At 57.5% G+C, this 21827-nt stretch carries 26 protein-coding genes and 2 pseudogenes; 10 read left to right on the plus strand and 18 right to left on the minus strand.

The window, feature by feature from the left end; all coding sequences use genetic code 11:
• Positions 1-6: 6 nt before the first annotated feature.
• The 3 genes and pseudogenes from F3H58_RS27450 to F3H58_RS04105 all read left to right on the plus strand — a co-directional run.
• Positions 7-138, plus strand: a pseudogene (locus tag F3H58_RS27450) (oxidoreductase); the annotation flags it as partial.
• 165 nt (positions 139-303) lie between these two features.
• Positions 304-492, plus strand: coding sequence for a hypothetical protein (locus F3H58_RS04100; RefSeq protein WP_078051593.1), 189 nt, complete (start codon positions 304-306; stop codon positions 490-492).
• A 54-nt stretch (positions 493-546) separates the two neighbouring features.
• Positions 547-786 (plus strand): DUF6894 family protein, encoded by a 240-nt coding sequence (locus F3H58_RS04105; RefSeq protein ID WP_080629468.1) that lies wholly within the window; start codon positions 547-549, stop codon positions 784-786.
• On the opposite strand, the gene F3H58_RS04110 is transcribed toward F3H58_RS04105, so the two are convergent.
• The 3 genes from F3H58_RS04110 to F3H58_RS04120 all read right to left on the minus strand — a co-directional run bounded on the left by F3H58_RS04110 (position 739) and on the right by F3H58_RS04120 (position 2611).
• A complete protein-coding gene (locus F3H58_RS04110) occupies positions 739-1512 on the minus strand; it encodes a Crp/Fnr family transcriptional regulator (protein ID WP_149741285.1) in 774 nt (257 codons plus the stop codon). The genes F3H58_RS04105 and F3H58_RS04110 overlap by 48 nt on opposite strands.
• A 533-nt stretch (positions 1513-2045) precedes the next feature.
• Positions 2046-2294 (minus strand): hypothetical protein, encoded by a 249-nt coding sequence (locus F3H58_RS04115; RefSeq protein ID WP_149741286.1) that lies wholly within the window; start codon positions 2292-2294, stop codon positions 2046-2048.
• A 44-nt stretch (positions 2295-2338) separates the two neighbouring features.
• Positions 2339-2611, minus strand: a complete 273-nt coding sequence (locus F3H58_RS04120; RefSeq protein ID WP_188128761.1) for a DUF982 domain-containing protein — start codon at positions 2609-2611, stop codon at positions 2339-2341.
• A gap of 298 nt (positions 2612-2909) precedes the next feature.
• Here F3H58_RS04120 and F3H58_RS04125 point away from each other — a divergent pair, with 298 nt between their 5' ends.
• From F3H58_RS04125 to F3H58_RS04135, 3 genes are all read left to right on the plus strand, one after another.
• The gene (locus tag F3H58_RS04125; RefSeq protein WP_003520657.1) at positions 2910-3269 is read left to right on the plus strand and encodes a hypothetical protein; all 360 of its coding nucleotides are present in this window, start codon (positions 2910-2912) and stop codon (positions 3267-3269) included.
• Positions 3270-3284: 15 nt separating this feature from the next.
• A complete protein-coding gene (locus F3H58_RS04130; protein ID WP_149741288.1) occupies positions 3285-4067 on the plus strand; it encodes a Crp/Fnr family transcriptional regulator in 783 nt (260 codons plus the stop codon).
• A gap of 124 nt (positions 4068-4191) precedes the next feature.
• Complete coding sequence (locus tag F3H58_RS04135) at positions 4192-4419, plus strand: hypothetical protein (protein ID WP_149741289.1); 228 nt, start codon at positions 4192-4194, stop codon at positions 4417-4419.
• Between the two features lie 478 nt (positions 4420-4897).
• Here the strand turns inward: F3H58_RS04135 and F3H58_RS04145 are convergent, their stop codons facing one another.
• Both F3H58_RS04145 and F3H58_RS27095 read right to left on the minus strand, forming a co-directional pair.
• A complete protein-coding gene (locus F3H58_RS04145) occupies positions 4898-5422 on the minus strand; it encodes a sigma-70 family RNA polymerase sigma factor (protein WP_149741291.1) in 525 nt (174 codons plus the stop codon).
• Positions 5423-5566: 144 nt separating this feature from the next.
• The gene (locus F3H58_RS27095) at positions 5567-5806 is read right to left on the minus strand and encodes a hypothetical protein (protein WP_188128762.1); all 240 of its coding nucleotides are present in this window, start codon (positions 5804-5806) and stop codon (positions 5567-5569) included.
• A 79-nt stretch (positions 5807-5885) separates the two neighbouring features.
• On the opposite strand from F3H58_RS27095, the gene F3H58_RS04155 reads away from it, so the two are divergent.
• On the plus strand, positions 5886-6116 hold the full coding sequence (locus F3H58_RS04155; protein ID WP_149741293.1) for a hypothetical protein: 231 nt from the start codon (positions 5886-5888) through the stop codon (positions 6114-6116).
• Positions 6117-6137: 21 nt separating this feature from the next.
• Here F3H58_RS04155 and F3H58_RS04160 read toward each other — a convergent pair whose 3' ends face one another.
• From F3H58_RS04160 to F3H58_RS04200, 9 genes are all read right to left on the minus strand, one after another.
• Positions 6138-6335, minus strand: a complete 198-nt coding sequence (locus F3H58_RS04160; RefSeq protein WP_078051584.1) for a hypothetical protein — start codon at positions 6333-6335, stop codon at positions 6138-6140.
• Between the two features lie 118 nt (positions 6336-6453).
• On the minus strand, positions 6454-7077 hold the full coding sequence (locus F3H58_RS04165; protein WP_188128763.1) for a cysteine hydrolase family protein: 624 nt from the start codon (positions 7075-7077) through the stop codon (positions 6454-6456).
• Between the two features lie 13 nt (positions 7078-7090).
• Positions 7091-7747 carry a DUF6766 family protein gene (locus tag F3H58_RS04170; RefSeq protein WP_188128764.1) on the minus strand — a complete coding sequence of 219 codons (657 nt, stop codon included), beginning with the start codon at positions 7745-7747 and terminating at the stop codon, positions 7091-7093.
• Between the two features lie 76 nt (positions 7748-7823).
• Positions 7824-8324 (minus strand): YciE/YciF ferroxidase family protein, encoded by a 501-nt coding sequence (locus F3H58_RS04175; RefSeq protein ID WP_149741294.1) that lies wholly within the window; start codon positions 8322-8324, stop codon positions 7824-7826.
• A 42-nt stretch (positions 8325-8366) separates the two neighbouring features.
• On the minus strand, positions 8367-10511 hold the full coding sequence (katE, locus tag F3H58_RS04180) for a catalase (protein ID WP_149741295.1): 2145 nt from the start codon (positions 10509-10511) through the stop codon (positions 8367-8369).
• 68 nt (positions 10512-10579) lie between these two features.
• Positions 10580-11188, minus strand: coding sequence for a general stress protein (locus F3H58_RS04185; protein WP_080820180.1), 609 nt, complete (start codon positions 11186-11188; stop codon positions 10580-10582).
• Positions 11189-11215: 27 nt separating this feature from the next.
• Positions 11216-11533 (minus strand): PepSY domain-containing protein, encoded by a 318-nt coding sequence (locus tag F3H58_RS04190; protein ID WP_003520643.1) that lies wholly within the window; start codon positions 11531-11533, stop codon positions 11216-11218.
• 264 nt (positions 11534-11797) lie between these two features.
• Complete coding sequence (locus F3H58_RS04195) at positions 11798-12415, minus strand: flavodoxin family protein (protein WP_149741354.1); 618 nt, start codon at positions 12413-12415, stop codon at positions 11798-11800.
• 104 nt (positions 12416-12519) lie between these two features.
• Entirely contained in the window at positions 12520-12927 is a 408-nt protein-coding gene (locus F3H58_RS04200) for a low affinity iron permease family protein (protein ID WP_078051580.1), read from the minus strand.
• A 382-nt stretch (positions 12928-13309) separates the two neighbouring features.
• Here F3H58_RS04200 and F3H58_RS04205 point away from each other — a divergent pair.
• Positions 13310-13461 (plus strand): annotated as a pseudogene (locus tag F3H58_RS04205) (isoprenylcysteine carboxylmethyltransferase family protein); the annotation flags it as partial.
• A gap of 175 nt (positions 13462-13636) precedes the next feature.
• On the opposite strand, the gene F3H58_RS04210 reads toward F3H58_RS04205, so the two are convergent.
• The 4 genes from F3H58_RS04210 to F3H58_RS04225 form a co-directional block, all read right to left on the minus strand.
• The gene (locus F3H58_RS04210; protein ID WP_149741296.1) at positions 13637-14449 is read right to left on the minus strand and encodes an oxidoreductase; all 813 of its coding nucleotides are present in this window, start codon (positions 14447-14449) and stop codon (positions 13637-13639) included.
• Between the two features lie 232 nt (positions 14450-14681).
• Positions 14682-15269: a glutathione S-transferase family protein gene (locus F3H58_RS04215; RefSeq protein ID WP_149741297.1), complete on the minus strand. Its 588-nt coding sequence runs from the start codon at positions 15267-15269 to the stop codon at positions 14682-14684.
• Between the two features lie 143 nt (positions 15270-15412).
• Entirely contained in the window at positions 15413-18526 is a 3114-nt protein-coding gene (locus F3H58_RS04220; protein ID WP_149741298.1) for an efflux RND transporter permease subunit, read from the minus strand.
• Entirely contained in the window at positions 18526-19635 is a 1110-nt protein-coding gene (locus F3H58_RS04225; RefSeq protein ID WP_149741299.1) for an efflux RND transporter periplasmic adaptor subunit, read from the minus strand. The genes F3H58_RS04220 and F3H58_RS04225 overlap by 1 nt, the downstream gene beginning before the upstream one ends.
• A 98-nt stretch (positions 19636-19733) precedes the next feature.
• On the opposite strand from F3H58_RS04225, the gene F3H58_RS04230 reads away from it, so the two are divergent.
• Positions 19734-20321 (plus strand): TetR/AcrR family transcriptional regulator, encoded by a 588-nt coding sequence (locus F3H58_RS04230; protein WP_149741300.1) that lies wholly within the window; start codon positions 19734-19736, stop codon positions 20319-20321.
• A gap of 166 nt (positions 20322-20487) precedes the next feature.
• Positions 20488-21783: a beta-ketoacyl-ACP synthase II gene (fabF, locus tag F3H58_RS04235; RefSeq protein WP_149741301.1), complete on the plus strand. Its 1296-nt coding sequence runs from the start codon at positions 20488-20490 to the stop codon at positions 21781-21783.
• Positions 21784-21827 lie beyond the last annotated feature (44 nt).

The raw sequence follows: 21827 nt of genomic DNA on the forward strand, positions 1-21827 counted from the left end.
AGCGAGAAGGCCGGAGACCGGGTTATCCTCAATCGCTGGGGTGTCGGCGAAACCCATAGGGGCGGATTGGCCGAGCGCGCTCGCGTTAAAGGAGACTGGCTGGTTCCATTACCTGATGGCTCGTCGAGTTCGAAAAGCAGCGGAAAGTCTAACCTGAGGGTGTCTACGAAACTTGGGGCTATCCAAGGATCCAGAACGCGGAAATGTTCCGCGAAGACCGGGAGGCAACAGCGGGATTTTTTTCGAAACAATTGTACGCTCCACTGGTTAGGCGACCCAGAATTCAAACCGAGGGAACAGACGATGACGGATAAATCCGGAAAAACCGATCGCATCTCCAGAATGGCGCATGAGCAGCAGCAGGACTTTCTCCGACGCTCATCCCTGCACTTCCTGGAATGCGCCATCCATCTATGCGCGACGAATATGAGCATTTCCGAACTTGCCGCACGGCTTGAGAAACAGGCGCAATATTTGCGGCAGTTTGGCTAGGGACAGGCCACTCCATGCGTCAGCGGCGACCATCGTTTCTTGGGAAAACCCGCAATGCCAAGATTTTTCTTCAATGTAATCAGCGGTAAAAACGTCCTTGATGACCCGGAAGGAAGCGAGCTCCCTTCCCTCGACCAAGCGATCGAAGAGGCGCGCAAGGACGCCCGCGCCTTGATGAGCGAGGCGATCCTGCAAGGGCGTGACATCTCCGAAGGATGCATCATTATCCGTAACAAGCAGCATGACTTACTGAAAGTCGTCCGTTTCACCGATGCGCTGGACCGAAAGGACTGAAAGGGCATCGTCCGTCCGCATACGGGCCATCAGTGTTTCATATTCTCTTTCGGGGACGCCATAGGTCATGTCGGCGACGTCTTCCAGTATACCGCGATTGACAATGCGGACATTTCCGCGGCTGGCGCGAATGGCATGAATGCCCTCTAGAACATGCAGCTCGTTGGTAATGCCAGGCCGCCGCACCCCAAGAACGGTGGAGAGAAACTCATGGGTAATCGGCAGATCATCCCTATCGAGGCGGTCATGACACATCAGCAGCCAGCGTGCGAGCCTTTCCCGCAGACCATATTGCCCATTTGCAAGCACAAGCTGGCTGGCCTGAAGCAGGCAGATGTTGATATAGCCCAGCAAAAGCTCACGCAGGCGCGCGTCTTCCTCCATTTCCCGCCGTATTTCAGCGGCCGGAATCAGGAAGCCACGACCGCCGACGCCCATGACGGTTTCGTCCGGCGTGGTTTCCGCGCCTAGCAGAACGGGCCAGCCGGTGATGCCCTCTCGCCCAACAAGCACGGCTTCAATGCTTTTGCCGCCGTCATCATGAACGACCGTCGATGCAAGACCGGTTTCGATAAAACAGAGATGAGAAATGGGCTTGCCAGCGGCAACGAGCCGATGTCCCGCCGGCAGATCCACGGGCTCCAGCCGGGAGGCAAGCTGCGACAGGCGTTCTGTGCCGAGTGTCTTCAACAATCGGTTATAAACAAGAAAATCTGATCCAAGCATAGCGGTTCGCCCGGTCGCCCCTTTGCTCGAAAAAAACATCAACCTGCGGCGGTCATATTAGCAGCGGAAAATCCCATGAAAACAGTGAGTACGTTTCCGTACGAATTGGTAGAACGGATCGTTCCCACCCGGCAGATGGACGCAAGTTCAAATTTTGGCCCATTTTTCAGGCAGCCTCATATATCGAAACCCGGTCATTGGGTATGTGGACCCCCACCGTCACGGAAGGGGAGAGATGGCCGTACTGTGGGGAGCCACCACCTCGGCAAGAAGCACGCGCGAAAACCGTCTGCCACCCGCCTTCCAGCCCGAAAGCGCCGGCGCGCCCTCACTTGGCGCTTTGCGCAAGGAAGCGGAAAGCTGTGAAAGATGCGACGGCACCGAAACGGTTGCGCACCTCCCTGCAACTGATGGTGGCTGTGCCCTACCAGGTGGATATTCCCTTGCGGCGAAGAAGCGAAGAAGTCTGCTTTCCATCGATCGGCAGTCTGGCAGCCGGCAAAGTATAGACGGGAACACATCCCGGCCTCGCCTCACACCGCGCGGCCGGGATGCGTTCCTGTCAGAAAATAGAGTGCAATCGCAACAGCGAGGGCGAATATGACCAGCGTATAGACCATCATGGTTTTCCACGTCCGTTTGCGCCCGCGAAAATCGCCATCATCTATGCCGATGGGCGAGAATTTCGAGTCGAGCCTTTCACTTAACGGCCGGTTCATATCCTGTTCGGGCCTGATGCTTTCCCGCGGCTCATCAGCCATGTCATCGTTTTTCCCCGCCATCGGATACCTCCCCTATGGATGAATACAAGTTCGCATGGACTGACCTAAAGACGGATTTGATCGGTGGAAACGGCTTTATGGCTCACGCCCGCCTCCAGGCACGCGGCAATCAGGTGTTCCCGCGCAACGGTTGAGGGGCCATTTCGCAACAGAGCGAGGCGGCAACTCCTGAGGGCAAGACGATAGTGGACACCGGTTTTTACCGGCCAGTGTTCTTCCAGCAGAGAGATTGCCTCTTTCATGTCGGCGATCAGAAACTGCCGGCTGACCAGCGAAATCTCAAGCGCACCGGCACCGAGCAGCGGAATGGTGGTCATTGTCCTATCTTCCCTCGCTAACACCGGCCCGCATCTCGAAGAAGGAAATCCTTCCAATCCGGAAGACGCCCCAACCCCGCTCATGCGCAATTGTTCCGCAGCAAGACGCTAGAACATCAGATCATTACTTCTCGAATTCGAGCATGGGCCGCTGTTTTTCGGGATCAATTTCTGACACTGCAGCAGTCCCCTCGCGCTTATTTGATAAATTCAGTGACCGGGCGGCTGAAATCGTCTTGCTCAGGCGTTATGGTGGGGAACAGGCACACGCATGCCGATGGTGCGCGAGGAGTAAAGCATGCAGACCGTTAAACGCCTCACCATCGCAATCATCGGCATGACAGATACTGTTACATCGGAAATCCGAATGGCGTGGTTTCATGCCCAGATCGGCCTGGAGGGACCCTACTCCGCCAGCTTCATTGAAAGTGAAGACGCTCTCAAATTTGCCGCGGCGATTATTGACGTTCGTTACGAGGCGGACGTCATGCTCCGTCTCACCGAACAACTGGACGAAGAGGCAATTCCTTATCTTTTTTTCGTGCCAGAGACGGTTATTGACAGCGAGCCGGGACCTTTTGTCCTCTCCGGACGTTCGGAAGACATCGAAAACATTGTTTCCGCTTTGATGGCTCAAGGAGGGGGCATCAGACATTAAAGCGAGGCACGTGTTATGTTGAAACAAGCCGAGGGCGATGGCGAAGCGAATTTTCTGCTTTCTCTTCTGCCAGATGACATCAGGCGTGAAGTAACGGGCGTCTGTAAGCCCATCAAGCTCGCATTGGGCGGTGTATTGATTTCTGCCGGCGCGCCCGTCGAGCGTGTTTTCTTCCTGTCATCCGGCATCGCCTCCGTCGTGGTCGTCACTAAATCGGAGCGCAAAACAGAAGCGGGACTTGTCGGGAGAGAGGGATTTGTGCCGACAGGGGCGGTCGCTGGCGCGGAAACAAACCTGACCGAAATCGTGATACAGGCTCCCGGCGAAGCCCTTGTCATGGACATGCAGTCGTTTGAAGCGCTTCTTGAAAAATATCGGGTCTTTTTCGAGATTCTTGTATGTGCCCTGCACATCTCAAGAACGCAGGTGGAATACACGGCATCTTCCAATGCCACCCAGTCCGTAACGGAGCGGCTCGCCCGCTGGCTCCTGATGTGCCACGACCGCATAGAAGGCAATCATCTGCCACTGACCCACGACTTTTTGTCCACCATGCTGGCCGTCAGGCGCGCAAGTGTAACGGACGCCCTCCACGTTCTCGAAAGCCATGGGTTCATTCGTTCCGAAAGGGGAAGAATTACGATCAGGAACCGCGAGATGCTCGAGAACTATGCGCGCGACCTCTACGGCATGCCTGAAAAGGAAAGCAATCGTATATTCGCCCGCTTTCTGCGCGAATACCAGTCTGAAATCCCGCTTGGCGACCTCGTCATTGTCGAAAGCAGCGGGGTTCGGTAGTCCGCACGGCCCTCTCAATCGTCGTTCGGTACGCTTCCGAACATTTACGTTTGGCCATTTCCCTATACTATGGATTCATCTTCCCTCACGCTGTGAAATGCAGGATGCGTTTCAAGGAGGTGAAATGCACGCCAATCACGAGTACCAGAGTTCCGGAATTTTTCTGAACGAAGACATCAACATCGTTAAGGCAGCCTACGAGAATGTTCTGTCCGCAGAACGCGATCCGGCTTTGTGCCAGGCAGACGTCGCCCGCTATGTCCTGAAAATGTATGATCGCGGCGTTGTCGATCCGCTGAAACTTCAGCGGCTCGCAACTCTCTATTTTCGAACCAAATTGCTTGTCGGCTGATTTTCCAGCCTTACGCGTTGTCGTTTCGCCTGGGTCTCGGGTTCGATGACGTCTGAAAGGACGTTCCTCTACGGTTTCGGATAATCGCGGACCTCGTCACGCCCAGGGACGGAATGATGCGTTCCGGTTTCCCATTCATCCATCCGTGGCGTCACTCGCCTGCAATATGAAGGGCGTCGACGGACAGGGGAACAAACCTGTGCAAGCATGGTTCGGGTCGCTCCACTGAACTTATGCTGGACGAGGTATATAACATGACCAGGAAAACACTCCCCATTCCCGAAGAGAACAGAAGCCAGCAAGGGCCCGGCGACAACGACCGTCTGAACACGGAAGAAATCTCCGCCGTCAAGGAACAGAAGGTTTCAACCCAGACCGGGAGGCAGGCAAACATAAAGATAAACACGACACATCAAGGTCACCAGCAGGACAGGTAGCGCCCACCTGTCTGCGGCGCGCGGCTGGCTGTCACCAGCACTCAGTCCAGATTTCGACGTAGCGACTCCCTCGCCCTGTTGACGCGGCTTTTGATGGTGCCCACCCGGCAGCCGCAGATGGCGGCGGCATCGGAATAACTCGTCCCTGCCGCCACGAGCAGCAGAGCTTTTTTCTGGTCCTTGTCGAGATGGCGGATAGCCCGCATGACCTCCTGATGCTGCACACGCCATTCCTGGCTGGCAGGGGTAGACATGGATTGCTCGATACCGACCGGCAAGCCGACGCATTCACGCCTCGACACCTTGTAGCGAGTGCAGAACGTGTTGCGCAAAATGGTGAAGAGCCATGATTTCAGCGCCGTGCCGGGAGTAAAACCATGCAGAGCCCGAAGCCCCCGCAACATCGTCTCCTGAACGAGATCGTCAACATCCTCCTCGTTTCTGACGAAGCGACGCGCAAAAGCCGTCAGGGCCGGCGCCAGCTCCGCAATACCGATGCGCAACACCTCCAGCTGCGCTTCACTCAATGTGTTTCCGGAAACTCCACTCACAGCGTGCTTGGCCATTTTCCCATCCTTTCACCATTGGGAAATGTCTCGGCGGACGCTTGGTTGCTGTACGCCAACGTACAATGGCGACATCAATGAGGATTTCGACGGCGTCGATTGGAAAACCGCAGGGGCGCGCGATGCTTTAGATAGGAGTTGGTTTCAGGTAACATCTACACCCTTGGGCGGTTGCCTCCGCCACCTCTGTTCGATCATGCGTTCCGCGTTCTTTCTCGCCTCTTCCCGATCCCGGCGGCTTTCTTCAGTATCGACGGACCGGGCATCGTCCGTACCGGGCTCCGGCTGGGTGTTCTTGTCGGGTGGGCTCATCACTTCATCTCCGCTTATGGTTGCAGGAATGGCGGATTCGCTATCCGGCAGGTCTTCTAACCGCAGCGTCATGGAGAGGTTCCGATCTTGCTGAGGCATTGAGGGAACAGCGCTGCTGTAAAACTGTTAGGAAGGTATCAAGGAGGACGTCATGAACAAGAACGACAAGCTGAAGCAAATTCACAAGGACAGCGAACCGCAATTTGCGCGCGGGAAGAAAACCTCGAAAAACAACGGCGTGGCGAGCGCGAAGCCTAGGGTTATCACCGGTTCGGACGACGCAACCGTCAACAAACTGCCGCCCGGCGTAAAGAAACCGGAGAAGGACTGGGATTTGAACTATGACGAACGGGATACCAGCGAGGGCAATTTCCAGGGTTAATCCGGCCGCACACCACAACCTTCACCGAGCCAGATCCTCGATCGCAAGTTCGATGGATTGTGGCTCGGCGCCCTCCTTTGTCTGCACTCTCAAGACGCTGCCGGTGTTCAGCACGCCCTCAAGCACCGTCCGCTCCCCCACGATGATCTTAATCACCTTGGGAGTGGCCGCCTCGATATTGAGGCTGTTGCTGGTTTCGTGATCAACGGTTTGGGCCACGGTGGAGCCTCCGGTTCGTGTGAAGATAGGCGGCCTAACTTCGCTCCAGCAAGCTTGTTCCTTTTCTTTGGTGAAGACCGCTGGCTGCTTCCGCTAATCGCCCGAAGCAATTCCGATATTAGGGGTCTATGAACCGCGGAGCGGATTGCCTGGGAAGCGCCGCAAGGAGGGTCGCCGTATCGCACACCTGCAACTGCGTCGAAAAACGGCCGGACAGCAGCTTCAACGCCGCATCGTGTGTCGCATCCCTTCCGCTACAAAGCGCGTCTTCGACCAGAATGACATAAAAACCCTGGTCTATCGCCCCCAGAACGGTGGCGAGAACGCAGACATCTGTTTCGCCGCCGGTAATCACCAGTGTTGAAACCCGTTCCTCCCGCAGGATGTTGCCAAGACCTCCATGCTGCCAGGGGGAGTACACGCTTTTACGAAAGATACGGGCGGGCGGTATGTAGCGCGACAGCGCTGGTATAACACCGATCAGTTCCGGGGCCAGCGACTGCTGCGTCATCATCGGCCACTTTTCATAATAGGCCCGCCATGCACCGGGGGCCTGCTCGACAGATTTCGGCGGCACAAAACAGGTGAAGATGCATCGGGCGGGATCGCCTTGAACCAAAGCCTCCACCTCCTCGCTGATGCGGTCCATCCATTCGACATGCCATGGCGTATCCTCGGCGAAAACGCGTTGCATGTCGACGCACAGGTGCCGCCAGTCTCCCTCGGGAGAAAACTCGATCAAATCCTCCTCCCTATCAGCCGGTTTCACTGTGCGGAGCGGCAACGGGTTTCGATTCCGGCGACCCGCGGAAGCGCAGGAAGATGGAGAGAACGACGAGAACCGCAGTCGAAAGAAACTCCGATTGCCAGTTCTGAAAGGATTCAAACCAGAATTCCACACTTCCCAGATGCGCAAATAGCGTTGTCTCGGGCTCACCTTGCATAGCGGCTTCCACTGCCCCTGCGTCAGCGCTGTATTTCAGATGGAGAACAAAACTGACGATGAAAAGGACGAACAGCGCCAATCCCAAAGAATAGGAATAGAGGGTGCGGATAAATCCCCCTGCTTTCACCGGCCAGGGCGCCTCGGGATCATCTGCTTTTTGTGCGGGATCTTCGTCCTGCGATGCAGCTTTATCGGGGTCTTTGGATTCCGACGAGCCTCTCTGAAAAAGAAACGCGGTCAGCATGACATACGCCGACATCTGGAGAAATTCGCTCTCCCAGTTTTCGAACAGGGCGGAAAGAAAATGGCCGCTCTTTGCGTAGGAAAGAAGCGTCAGGGGCGTCGCCTGATGCTGCGCGAGCTCCTCGTTGTAAACGACCCAGCCGGTCGCGAGCATGCCACCGATCGTCAAAAGGGAAGTCAGGACAAGGACAATCGTCAATCCATTGTCGCGAAACAGCCTCATGGTTCAGCCTCGCATGAAAGAGACAACTGTAAAATTGGACGCGCCGCCGGTATCGGCGGCACGTCCGCGTGACGGCTCATGCCGCCTTGGATTTGGCCTTCACGTTGGCGCGTGCCTGGGCAAGCGAAGAGAGGGCCGTATCCGTTGCGCTTTCCTCGCCCAGCGTCTGTTCGAATAGTTTGGCCGCTTCCTTCATGCCGAGTTCGACCGCCCATGTCTTCAAGGTGCCATAACGGGTGATCTCGTAGTGCTCCACGGCCTGCGCCGAAGAAATCAGCCCGGCATCGAGCGCGGGAGAGCCCTTGAACTCCTCCATGATTTCCTCGCCTTCCGAGATAATGCCCTGGATTGCCTCGCAGGTCTTACCGCGTGCCGGCTTGCCGAGCAACTCGAAGACATTCTGCAGTCGCTCCACGTGGACCTCGGTCTCGTCCCTGTGCTTTTCGAATGCCGCCTTCAACTCCGCCGACTGCGCAGCCCGCGCCATTTTCGGAAGCGCCTTGAGAATCTGGCGTTCCGCGAAATAAATATCCTTCACCGTATCGAGGAAAAGGTCTTCCAATGTCTTCTCAGCCATTTTTAGTCTCCTGTTGCTTGGTGGTGAGTGAGAGTGGGTGTTTCACTGCTTGTCGACGGGCACGGAGGCCTTGCCGAGTTTGAGCGACGGTTCGCGCGCCCAGACTCGAAGTTTGCCGAGCTCTGACACGAAGGCAGCCAGCCCCCCTTCACCCGGCAATGGCAGCATGCCTTCATCCATGACATCGGCAATTCCCGCTTTTTCCAGTAACGGCAGCGCCGACTGGTCGTAGCCAATAAATTTGCAGTGCTGGAACGCATCGGCGACGAAATCCCGGGCAGTTGCCTCCTTGATCAGTTCATCCATAGCCGCCGCCGACGTCAGCAGCGCCACCGCATCGAAAAGCACCGAAGGCCCGCCATCAATCATGTGATGTGCCTCGACGAAGGTGCCGTCCGACGCCGTTACCCCGCCGACCTTGGGCGCGATAAGCTCGAAGACAGCTTTTTCTGCCTCGACCGCGTTGGTCAGTCCCTTCAGCAGCTTGGCGTCTACGCCGTCGGTAATGAGAATGCCGAGCTTGCGACCCTCGAACCGTTTGGGACCCCGTTGAACGATGCTGAGCGCCGGCGACGGCTCCAGATCCTGACGGGTTGGCATGGCGGCATCCGCCGGTTTCGGCATGGCTTGCAGGCCGAGCTTCTGCGCCACCGTCGCGGCAAGCGTTTCGTCGATATTGAGAAGATGCGCGACCATCCTCTCACGAATGACGGGAGTTTCCACCTTGCTGAGTTCGAAGGTGAGCGCCGATGCGATATGACGTTGTTCAGGTGGCGTCTGGCTGATGTAGAACTGGCGCGCCTGACTATAGTGATCGGCGAAACTTTCCGGCCGCAACCTTGCCTTGGCGCCCTGCTCCTCGACAGGGAAATGCTGGAATCCACGCGACGGCGATTCCCTTGATCCTTCCCCGAAGGAATTGGGCTGATAATTCGCCCGTCCGGTCGGATTGCGCATCGCCATATGGCCATCCTGCTGGAAATGCGCGAAAGGACACTTGGGCGCATTGATGGGCAAATGCGTGAAGTTCGGCCCGCCGAGACGCTTCAGCTGCGTATCGAGATAGGAAAAATTCCTGCCCTGCAGCAGCGGATCATTGCTGAAATCGATGCCCGGCGGCACGTTCTGCGTCATGAACGCCACCTGTTCGGTTTCGGCAAAGAAATTGTCCGGCATCCGGTCGAGCACGAGCCGGCCGACCGGTTTCGGCGCCAATATCTCCTCGGGAATGATCTTGGTGGGGTCGAGTACATCGAAATCGAAGCTGTCGGCGAAATCCTGGTCGAAAAGCTGAACTTGCAGCTCCCATTCCGGAAAATTGCCGGACTGGATCGCCGCCCAAAGATCACGCCGGTGAAAATCGGGATCGGCGCCGTTGATCTTGACCGCCTCGTTCCACGCCACCGACTGCAATCCGAGCTTCGGCTTCCAGTGAAACTTCACGAAGGTCGATTGCTCCTTCGCGTTGATAAATCGGAAGGTGTGAACACCGAAACCTTCCATGAACCGGAAGGAGCGCGGAATGGTCCGATCCGACATAATCCACATGACCATGTTCATGCTTTCAGGCGTGAGACTGATGAAATCCCAGAAGGTGTCATGCGCGGTTTGCGCTTGCGGAAAGGCGCGATCAGGCTCCTGCTTGGCGGCATGGATGAGATCCGGAAACTTGATCGCATCCTGGATGAAGAAGACAGGGATATTGTTGCCGACAAGGTCCCAGTTTCCCTCCCTGGTGTAGAGCTTCACGGCAAAACCGCGTACATCCCGCGCAAGGTCGGCCGACCCCTTGTTGCCGGCGACGGTCGAGAACCGCACGAAGGCCGGGGTCTTTTCACCCGCCCGCTGAAACAGATCGGCCTTGGTATGGGCGGCAAGGGAGTCGTAAGTCTCGAAATAGCCGTGTGCGCCGTAACCGCGGGCGTGAACCACGCGCTCGGGAATTCTCTCATGATCGAAATGGAAGATCTTCTCGCGAAAATGGAAATCATCCACGACAAGCGGCCCGCGAGAACCGACCCGAAGGGAATTCTGGTCGTCGGCAACCGGCCCGCCCTGCGCGGTCGTTAGCACGGGCTCGTCGCCGGTCGCGGTCTGGTGCAGTTCTCCGCCATCCCCCCGAACAAGCTTCTGGTCGTGAATGGTGGCGGTGGCGGATGATGAGGTGGAATCTGGTTTTCTGGCCATGTCAGCTCCTGCGAAACGTTGACCGGAGGCGATGGCAAAACCATGCCCCCGGCTGACGGGTGAGGTCGTCAAATTGCGGAGCGGCGGTACCGGTTACGCTCCTGCTCAACATCTTCCGGCGCATAAGGTCTCGACGCCTCGTCGAAGCCGGTCCAGCCCTGTTCGCGATAGGCCGCGCGGCGTTCCGCAGGGTCGACCCAGCCCTGCCGCTTGAGCACGGCCTCGGCCTCAGGCACCAGATTATCCTCCACGCGGGCGGTGACCAGCGTACCGCCCCTGCGCACCCCTTCGGCGTAAAGATTGGCATCCTCTTCGGAAACGCCCGAGCGGGTCATGGCTCCGATAAGCCCGCCGGCAGCGCCACCGGCAACGGCGCCGCCCGCTGCACCGACCGCTGTTGCGGCAAGCCAGCCCGCTGCAACCACTGGCCCCACGCCTGGGATCGCCATCAATCCAAGCCCCGTCAACAGACCGCCAGCGCCCCCGACAAGTGCGCCGATGCCAGCACCTGTGCCTGCGCCCTCCGCTGCGTTGGAATCGGAATCCTCTCCATGCCGCCTGTCGGCGTTGCTGCCAACGATGCTGATATCGCTTGACGGCACGCCCGCTCTTTCCAGTTCGGAAACGGCGGCACTTGCATCATCATAGTCGTCGAAAAGTCCGGTTACGGTTCTCATGTCACTTCTCCCAAAATCCTGCGCGCCTCACTTGGCGACGACGTTGCCCTGATAATCGAGCGCTATGGCCACGGTCTTGCCGCCTTTCATGCCCGATGCCATCCACACACCCTTGTCGTCTTTCGTCAGGTTCTTGACCTGCGTGTATCCGGCCTCTTCCATCCTCTGTTTGGCCTGCGCTTCAGTGAAGCTATTGGCGCCCTCCACCGGAGCCGTCGGATTATTGGCGCCCGGTGTCGCGACAGCCGGCGTATCGCCACCCGGATTGGCGGTTGGCGTCTGCTGGGCAAAAGCCGACAGCGCACCGCCGCCTAAGAGCAACACAACGAAAACAGTTTTCTTCATGTGGATTTTTCCTCCGCTAGGATCATGGATTGCGAGCCTCCCTTTCGGGAGTTTCCTCCGAGAGACGGGAAACCCATCTCGGGCCGGCATGAACGCCTCTCGAACAAACCGACATGCAGAGAGTTCCGAAAATAATTATCGACAGGGGAGAATGCCGCCTCACACGATGATCGCCTACGCGCGACGCCGGACGGGGTGAGGGGGTAGCAGCCCGTTTTATACGACGTCCTTCACGGAAAAGCCGGCAGTGCCGCCCTGATAACATCAGTCCTTGTCACCCGGATATGGACTGTTCTTAAGGAGCAGAGCCAGATGCACCGTGTTGCGCACAAGCATGCTGACCATGGTTTTAACGGCGTCCGGCGTTTCATCGAGATCGACGAAATTCTTCGAACCCATTGCTTCTCCCACCCAGTAGGCAACCGCATTTGCGGGAATAGTGAAGCCGACATCATTCAGGGCCTGGAAAAGTTCCGCCGAAACATGGTGAGCACCGTCTTCATTTCCGACGACCGCCACCGCGGCGACTTTCCCATAGGAAACCATACGCCCCTGCTCGTCGGTCTCGTCCAGAAATGCATCCATGCGCTCCAAGGCTCTTTTGCACACGCTCGAGGGCTGTCCGAGCCATATCGGCGTTCCAAACAAAAGAATATCGGCTGCAACGATCTTTTCACGGATGGCCGGCCAGGCGTCCCCCTCGCCTTCATCGGACGTGACGCCGGCCTTGATGTCATGATCGGCAAGCCTGATCGTCTCGGTTTGCACATCATGATTGCCGAGCTCCCGAAGGATCAATGTCAGCAGTTTTTCGGTCGACGACGGCTCTGCCCATGTGGAGGACTTGAGTGTCGCATTCAATGCCAGGACCTTGAGAGACATAATAGCTCCTTCTGTCAGCGGGCTTTGCCGCATGTTAGTGTAAGTGACTATGTCCGGGGGACAGGAGACGGCCACGGCCGCCGCCAGCTGGCAAACCGTCTGACCTAACGCCGGGAAAGCAGTCGCGCCATGGCGTGATGCGGAGGTGGCTTCTCGCCTTCAGGTCCGTTTTCCTTTTCCAGCCGGGCGCGAATCTCCTCGATTTCCTCTTCCGTGAGATGCTCGATCCCGATAAAATCTGCGCGTGCCTGCTCTACGGCCCTCAGGAGTTCGTCCAGCTTTGCTTCCATCGCTGCAGAATCCCGGTTCTGCGAATTCTGCACGAGAAAAATCATGAGGAAGGTGACAATGGTGGTGCCCGTGTTGATGACCAGTTGCCAGACCTCCGAAAAGCCAAACAGCGGCCCGCTTACTCCCCAGACGATGATCGTGCCAAGCGCGACGACAAACGCAGTGGGCGAGCCTGAAAAGGACGCGGTACGGCTGGCAAAAAGGGTGAAGAACTTGTTCATAGCGTGCTGCACCTTACCGCTGACGCCGATTCCGACGCAAAAACGCACCTGCCATATTGTCTAAGAGCGTCGGCTCGACAACGTGCGCTGCATTTAGGTTGGCACTAACAAAGGAAAAAGCAGATGGTTCCGAGGTTATAGGCCAGACGGAAGTGAGCACCCTCCAACTTTGCTTATGCATTAGGACAAAGCGGGACTAAGTTCGCTTAACGCTTGTCGTTATTTCATAAGTCCAGAAACACAAAAAACCCCGTCGCGATCGGGGGCCTGAGTGCGCGGAGACTTGTAAATTGGCAAACATTCAATCGATCAACGACTTATCCGCAAGGTTTAGCTTTACGATCTCGCGGGATGCTGGTTTGAGGAAAGATTGGAGATGAGCATGGCCGTCGAACCAGACAGCGCGGGTGTGCGCTTCCCTCCGCCCTTCATCTATCTAGGAGCGCTGCTGTTGGAGTTGGCGGCAGAGCGTTTCGTCGCACGCTGCGCTCGTTCGACATCGACTGGCGGCTGGTAGTTGTGAACGCTGCTTTAAACCCATGTCGGTCCGAGCGCGCGCTAACATATTCTCGCCAGTGCGACCGACCGCTGCAGTGGACGTGGCGGTCGTGCGACTGTGGCACCCATCAGTCATGACGATAGATGACATGAAGTTTCCGAATGCCGTACGCCCTACTTTCTTCTTGTGGCGCGCAAGCTCCTCGAATGCTTACAGTCTGGAAAGACCAAACGTCTTTCTGATACCGCCATCCAATGCCTTGGCTGGAACAAACCGTTTCAGGCGGCTCAGAAGCGTAGCCTGTTTTCCAACCGGTCTGCGCATTTTGTGAGGACCTGCGATTGCTGCCATGATTTCGGCAGCGACAGTCTGAGGACTGCTTGCTGTCCTAATGGCGGAAAGGACGGCCTCATTGGATTTGGCTAATTGAGTGGCGTAGTCGTCGATACGCGTCTCCGTCTGCTTCGCATTGACATCGAGACTTGTCCTCGTGAACGTCGGCTCGACCAAGACGGAGCGAATGTTGAATTGCCGAACTTCGTGGTCAAGCGTTTCAGACAGTCCCTCCAACGCATGCTTGCTGCTGGCATAAAGGCCCATATAAGGTGCGGGGAGGAAGCCGAGGACCGAGCTGACATTGACAATCAGGCCGGAATTCTGCTGACGCATCGCAGGCAATACCGCTCGTATCATGCGCAGGGGGCCAAAGAGATTGGTTTCAAAAAGGGCCCTCGCCTCATCGTCCGACGTGCCTTCGACCGGCCCGACAAGAGAGACGCCTGCATTGTTCACCACGACATCAATCCGACCTGAACGGGACAGAACCCAATCGACGAATTGCCTCACCGACTCGTCATTGTCCACATCGAGACGTCCGTACTCGACACCAGGAACCGGTCCACTTTTGTCCGGATTGCGCGATCCTGCAAATACCTTGAACCCATTCTGTGACAGCAACCTCACGGTCGCCTGCCCTATACCGGAGGATGCTCCGGTCACCACAACAATCTTGTCTCTCGACATCTACGCTCTCCAAAATTAGCGTTGGATTAGAAATCAATTTAGATTTCGCTTGTAATCTATAAATCCGTTAGATTGCAAGCGAAATAAAACGCATATGCAGAAATTGAGGAGGCGGATGGTCAGTCCACACGACACGTGGGTGAGTCGCCTCGACGTGGGAAACATCGGTCGAGTTAATGCGGCGGCTCTTGCCTGAGCAGTGACAGGTGTGACGGATGCTTATGCCATCAAGTCACGCCTTTCGCCTGTCCGCTGGTGGATTGCCCAGCGCACGCTGGAACGCGGATCGTTGCTCGCCTCTTTCGACGTAGTCCTGCAAGCCCGGACTATCCAGCAGAATATCAGAGTGCTTGAGCGGCCGCAGTACACTCACCATCATCAGATCACCGGCGCTGAACTGAGCCCCCTCAAGCCACTCTTTCCCTCCAAGCGTATCGCCCAGTTGCTGGAGCCGCTGACTGAGATGACCAACGCTGCCAGAGGCGATACAGGGTTCGATCGTATTGACCGCTGCAAACATCCACATGATGGAACGCGAGCGCGCATTCGCTTCATCGGGAAGGAGGCCGGCGAAACGCTGTGCTATGTGAAGCACGATCGCACCGGATTCGAAAAGAATGAGATCGCCCTCCTGATAGATCGGCATCTGGCCGAAGGGCTGCATTTGCAGATATTCGGGGCGGCGCATCTCGGAAAAAGTGAGGTGCCGAAGAGTGTAAGGCTGTCCGACTTCCTCGAGAGCCCACCTGACGCGCATATCCCGGTGATATCCTCTACCCCCGTCCGGAGGATGTTTGAAGATGGATACGACAGGGTTCATGTCAAGGCTCCTCATTGGCAGGATTGAAGCGGGACGAAGGCATGGCTTCCGAAAGGGCCCTGTGGGCACGCAAAACCCACGCCACATCTCGCCAAGCAGTATGATCCCTCCGCAGCATCGTCTGCCGCGGAGGTACGGGTTGGCTATTCCGCAGCAAGCGAATGCTGAGCTGTTTCCGTATTCCCGTGCTCCGTCGGATGCATTTCTGCCTTGGGCGGCTTGATGCGGAACCATGCAGCGTAGAGTGCCGGCAGGAAGAGCAGGATGATGAGCGTGCCCACCGCCGTTCCGCCGATAAGCGTGTAGGCCATCGAACCCCAGAAAACCGAATGCGTCAGGGGAATGAAGGCAAGGACCGCGGCAAGCGCTGTCAGGATGACGGGCCTCGTTCGCTGCACCGTGGCTTCGATAACGGCATGATAGTCGTCCAGACCCGCGGCCTTGTTTTCCTTGATCTGCTCGGTCAGGATCAACGTGTTGCGCATGAGGATGCCCGCCAGACCGATAAGACCCAGGATCGCGTTAAACCCGAAAGGCTGGTTGAACAGGATCAGGGTCGGCACGACGCCTGCAAGACCGAGCGGTGCTGTCAGCATCACCATCGTCATCGTCGACAGGCTGCGGACCTGAAGGATGATGACGATCAGGGTCGCTGCGATCATCAGTGGGAACACCTTCACCAGGGCGGTATTCGCCTTGAGTGACTCCTCTATATTGCCGCCCATCTCGATTGTGTAGCCAGCAGGCAGAGATGCAACGAGTGGCTGAAGAGCGGTCATCACCTGTTGCGAGACCTCCGGCGGTTGTGTCGCCTCGTTAATGTCGGATCGGACCGTCACCACAGGCGTTCTGTCACGACGCTTGAGGATCGGTTCTTCGAAGCGCACCTCCGTGTGGCCGATCTGATCGAGCGGGATAGCACGGCCGTCTCTCGTCACGAGCGAGAAGTCGGCAAGTCTTGCAGGATCGAGGCGGATTTCACCCGCACTTCTCGCCACGACAGGAACGTTTCGGATGTTCTCACGGACTTGCGTGACGGGGACACCACTCAGCAGGAGCTGTATCTGCTGGGCAGCCTCGGCGGACGACATGCCGATCAGGTTCAGGCGATCCTGATCAGGAACGAACCGGACAACAGGTGTGCGGTTACCCCAGTCACGGTTGGCATTTCTGACGTCAGGTACCGAGCTCATGAGAGCAAGGGCCTGCTCGGAGATTTTGTACAGTTCTTCAGCGTCCGGTCCCTTGATCCGAAACTCGACGGGGAATGGCGTGTAGGGGCCAAAGACGAGTTGCGTCACGCGGACGAATGCCTCGGGCGCCAGCCCTTGCGCAACGGCTTCCCGCAGACGCAGTTTCAGCACCTCACGCTCATGTGCGTCGGATGTCAGCACAACGATCTTTGCAAAGGCAGGATCGGGCAGTTCGGGCGACATGGCGAAGAAGAAGCGGGGCGCACCCTGGCCGATGTAACTGGTCGCGATCTTCGCTTCGGGCTGCTGCTTCAACCAGGCCTCGAGCTTCTTGACCGTGGCGGTCGTCGTTTCGATGCTCGTGCCTTCTGGCATGCGGACTTCGGCGAGAACCTCAGGGCGGTCCGATGTGGGGAAGAACTGCTGCTTCACCGCACCCATCCCCACGACCGAGAGAGCCATGACGACGCCGACAATGGCGCAGGTCAGGAACTTGTGCTTGACGGTGAATTCGATCGCGCCGCGCAGGCGTCTGTAGTTCGGCGTATCGTAAATCGCATGATGGCCACCTGCTACCGGCTTGATATCGGGCAACAGCTTTACGCCGAGATAGGGCGTAAAGATCACCGCCACGAACCAGGAAACGATCAGCGCGAAACCGACAATCCAGAAGATATTGCCCGCATATTCACCGGCTGCAGAGGCGGCAAAACCGACCGGCATCAGGCCGATAATGGTCACAAGCGTGCCCGACAGCATCGGTGCGGCAGTGTGGCTCCAGGCATAGGCAGCCGCCTTGATGCGGTCCATGCCCTCTTCCATTTTCACGACCATCACCTCGATGGCGATGATGGCGTCATCGACAAGCAGGCCAAGTGCCAGGATCAATGCACCGAGCGTGATGCGGTCGAAGAAGCGCCCCGTCTCGAGCATGATAATGAAGACGACAGCCAGCGTCAGCGGAACGGCCAGAGCCACAACGATGCCCACCCGCCAGCCGAGCGCAATGAGGCTGACGAAGAGCACCACGCCGAGGGCCATGGCGAACTTCACCATGAATTCACCCACCGCCGCATCAATGTTGACAGCCTGATCGCTGACCTTCGTCAGCGTTATGCCAAGGGGTAACGACTGTGCGATCCGGCTGGAGCGCTCCTCGAGAGCCTTGCCAAGCTCCAGACCATTCCAGCCCTGCTGCATGACAACACCGAGCATGATGGCCGGCTCGCCGTCATGACGGATGACATAGCTTGCCGGCTCCTGATAACCCCGGCGTACCTCAGCAATGTCGGAAAGCTTCAACGCGCGGCCGGAAGCGACGATGGGCGTATCAGCGATAGACTGAACACTGTCATAGGCACCATCGAGACGAATGAAGACCTGCGGACCCTGCGTATCTATTGAGCCAGCGGGCGTAACGGTATTGCGCCGTTGAAGGGCTGCGGCAATGTCCTGAGAAGATATGCCGAGCGTGGCGAGCTTCTCATAGGAGAACTCCACGAATATCTGCTCCGGCTGTTCGCCGAGAATATTGATTTTCTTGACGCCGGGAACATGAAGCATGTCCTGCCTGATCTTTTCGGCCTCCCGGACGAGATCGCGCATCGGCATGCCCTGCGCCTTGAGAGCGTAAAGGCCGAAGCTGACGTCGGAATATTCGTCGTTCACGAACGGTCCCAGAACACCCTGCGGCAGGTTTCTGGCTTCATCGCCGAGCTTCTTGCGCGCCTGATAAAATTCTTCAGCGACGGCGCTTGGCGGCGTATTGTCCTTGAGCGTGACGGTAAGATAGGCGAAGCCGGGGCGCGTCGTTGTCTCGACCCGGTCGTACCAGGCCAATTCCTGAATGCGCTTCTCCAGCGGCTCGGCAACGAGATCCTGCATCTCCCGCGCGGTTGCGCCCGGCCAGACAGTCGTGACCGTCAACGTCTTGATGGTAAAGGAGGGGTCTTCAGCGCGTCCCAGCTTGACGAAGGCATAGACGCCGGCAAGCGACAGAAGGACGATGAAGAACAGCGTCACGGCGCGTTCGCGAACCGCAAGGGCGGACAGATTGAGGTTCATCAGTTTGCCGCCTCTTTTGTACCAACGCTGGTGCGAACTTGCGCTCCATCCTTCAGAAGATGTGCGCCAAGCGCAACGACCTCCTCTCCCGGCTTGACATTAGTGACAACCACATTCTCTTCGCTCACCCGCTCCACGTTCACATCACGAAACTTCACGACGGACGATTGCTGATCGATCACCCAGACGCCCGTCCGCGTCCCGTCATCCAACAGAGCGCCTATCGGCAGTTCGGCATGATTCTGCACATCCCTGTTCTCGATTTCGATGGTGACGGTCGCTCCCAGGGGCGCATTTGCAGCCCCCCCTTCAAGCACCCAGCGCGTTTCATAAGTGCGGGTCTGCTGATCGGCAGAATCGGAGATCTGGCGCAGCTTGGCCTGTTCCGCATTGTTTCTGCCGTACACCGAGGCGGAAGCCCGGACCCCGATTTCAGGGCGCATGGTTTCGGGAAGCCAGACAATGGCTTCGCGCGGACCTGACTTCGCGAGCCGGACAACCGGCTGCCCGGCGGTTACCACCTGGCCCGGTTCACCGAGTGTTTCGACAATGGTTCCATCTGCATCGGCAACAAGAACAGTATATTGGGCCTCGTTTTCGGCAACATTCGCCTCAGCCTGAGCGGCGGCCAACTGTGCCGTCGCCGTATCCAGCAGGGCCTTCGATCGTTCATATTGCTGCGTCGAGGCGGCAGAGGTCTTCACCAGCGCGGCAAAGCGTTTCTCATCGGCTTTCGCTTGAACAAATGTCGCCTGTGCTGCGATGACAGCGTTTCGCTTGGCCGTCAAAGCAAGGCGAAGATCGGTCTCGTCAAGCCTCATCAATGGCTGGCCAGCGCTCACCTGCTCCCCGACGTCGACGAAACGTTCAACGATCTTTCCGGGAACGCGAAAGCCGAGATTGCTCTGGACCCGGGCGCCAACGGTTCCGGTAAAGCTGCTGCTCGAATTGCCAGGGAGCCTGGCCGTCGCGAGGTTGACCAGTGGTGCCAAGGTCCGGGGATCGGCAGCCTTTGCCTCTGGCGCCTGCGCCGGAAGCAGCAGTGCTGCAGCTCCGCCTGCGGCCAGCGCCAGCACTGCTGCTGCAGTGACAACAAGTTTCCGTTTCATTTAATCGTCCCTTCTTGACGGCCTGTTCAAAAATATTAGATTGCACTCTAACTCTAAAAGACATATAGATGTCAAATGAAATCTAATTGGAGGTCCACATGAGAGTGAGCCGCGTACAGGCAGAGGAAAACCGCGAGAGGGTGATAAACGTCGCCAGCCGGTTGTTTCGAGAGCATGGGTTCGACGGGATCGGCCTTAAAGACCTGATGAAGGGTGCTGGCCTCACCCAGGGTGGATTCTACAAACAGTTCGCATCGAAAGACGATCTTGCGGCGCTCGCATCACGGCGTGCTCTCGAGAGCGCCACGAGAAGGTGGTCTGATGCCGCAGCAGACACGTCGGATCCGCTGGAATCGATCATCAGCTTCTACCTCTCCAAAGATCATAGCGGCGAGAAGGCAGAAGGATGCCCGCTTGTTGCTCTCGGCTCCGACGCGGCGCGTCAAACCGCCGAAGTTCGGCGCCCGTTTGAAGATGGTATCCGGGCGCATTTCGAAGTGCTCGAAGAACTCATCGGAGAGGGTGACGATAGAGCTCGAAGCGGAAAAGCCATGGCAATATTGTCCATGATGGTCGGTGCGGTGACGCTGTCCCGGATCATCGAGGATGAACTGCTGTCGACGAACGTACTCGACGCGGCAGCGAGCGAGGTCCGGCGCATTGCTGGCCGCGATCGCAGCGACTAACAGACCGTTTTTGGATATTCGTCGCCGATAGCTGTCACGGCTCAGCCGAATCCGCACGCGTATCAGGCGAGTATAGCGCAAACCGCATGTCCCAAGTTCACGACCGGTCATTCGGTCGGACGCCGAAGGCATGCCAAATTTTTGATCATAGACAGGTGGAATGCAAATGCGTCGTGTCGTTGTCACGGGAATGGGAGCCGTCAGCCCCCTTGGTGCAAATGTCGATATCTCCTGGTCCCGGCTCCTTGCTGGCAAAAGCGGAATCCGGCGACTGGGTGATGACATCGTCGGGGATTTGCCGTCAAAAATCGGAGGCGTGGTCCCTTCTCTGGCAGACGATCCTGAAGGAGGATTTGATCCTGACAGGACCCTGTCCTCGAAGGATCAACGTAAGGTCGACCGTTTCATCGTCTTTGCGCTGGCGGCGGCGGAAGAGGCTCTCGCGCAGGCGAACTGGAAGCCAGCTTCCGAAGAAGAAAAACTGAGAACGGCGACCATCATCGCATCGGGCATCGGTGGCTTTCCCGCGATAACGGAGGCGGTGCGTACCGTCGACCAACGCGGCGTCCGCCGCCTCTCGCCCTTCACCATTCCATCCTTTCTCGTGAATCTCGCTGCCGGACAAGTCTCTATCCGGCATGGCTTTAGAGGCCCGCTGGGAGCGCCGGTGACGGCATGTGCTGCCGGCGTTCAGGCGATTGGCGATGCAGCGCGACTGATCAGATCCAATGAAGCCGACATTGCGGTTTGCGGTGGCACCGAGGCCTGTATGAACATTGTCAGCCTTGGTGGTTTCGCAGCAGCAAGATCACTATCGACAGGCTTTAACGACACCCCGGCCAAAGCGTCACGTCCTTTCGACACCGCGCGCGACGGCTTCGTTATGGGCGAAGGCGCAGGCATCCTCATCATTGAAGCGTTGAGCCACGCCCTTGCTCGTGGTGCGACGCCGATAGCAGAACTCGTTGGATATGGAACGACCGCCGACGCCCATCATATTACCTCCGGGCCGGGAGATGGAAGCGGCGCCCGCAGGGCAATGCAAATCGCCATCGCGCAGGCGGGTATCGCGCCGCACGAAATCGGCCATCTGAACGCACATGCGACTTCGACCCCGGTTGGAGATCTCGGAGAGCTCAGAGCAATCAAGAGCCTGTTCGGCCAAAGAAAGTCAATCGCTGTCAGCGGCACGAAGTCGGCGACGGGGCACCTGCTGGGGGCCGCCGGCGGCCTTGAGGCTATTTTTACGATCCTGGCGCTCCAGCACCAGATCGCGCCCCCGACCTTGAATCTCAGTTCACCGGACCTTGAAGCCAATGGCATCGACTTTGTCGCAAACGATGCCCGACCCCTCGATGTTGAATATGCAATATCCAATGGCTTCGGCTTCGGTGGCGTCAATGCCAGCGCAGTGTTTCGACGCTGGCCGAGGAGAGGCAATCGTACGCCATTAGCTGATTAACCCCGGCGCGTGATCCCCTTTGAACAAAGTCTCCACCAGGACGC

This window comes from Rhizobium sp. NFACC06-2 (genome assembly GCF_900101425.1).
Classification (GTDB): Bacteria; Pseudomonadota; Alphaproteobacteria; order Rhizobiales; family Rhizobiaceae; genus Agrobacterium; species Agrobacterium leguminum.